This window comes from Corynebacterium striatum ATCC 6940 (assembly GCF_000159135.1).
GTDB classification, from domain to species: Bacteria; Actinomycetota; Actinomycetes; order Mycobacteriales; family Mycobacteriaceae; genus Corynebacterium; species Corynebacterium striatum.
Genome location: NZ_GG667569.1, coordinates 1 through 288 on the forward strand (window position 1 = coordinate 1; position 288 = coordinate 288).

Consider the following 288-nt stretch of genomic DNA (forward strand, 5'->3'; position numbering starts at 1 on the left):
GCTAGCGCAGTGGAATACTTCAGTGACACATACTGGCTGCCCCGATCACTATGGTGAATTAACTGGTTTCCATGGATTCGTCCTGCAGTCGTTAACGCATGCTCCAAAGCCTCCATGGGCAGCGCATCGGTACGCATCGTCGAGCGTGTAGCAACACCAACAATTTTTCGGCTAAATACATCCACGACAAACGCGGTATAGGCGAATCCTGACAGGGTGCGAACGTAGGTAATGTCGGCAACCCACAACCTGCCTGGTGCCTGCGCACGGAAGTTTCGGCACACAAGG

At 53.5% G+C, this 288-nt stretch carries 1 protein-coding gene; it reads right to left on the minus strand.

Annotated elements, in window-relative coordinates:
* Window positions 1-288: DDE-type integrase/transposase/recombinase (locus HMPREF0308_RS13465; protein WP_155115468.1), on the minus strand; the 288-nt coding region annotated here is incomplete at both ends.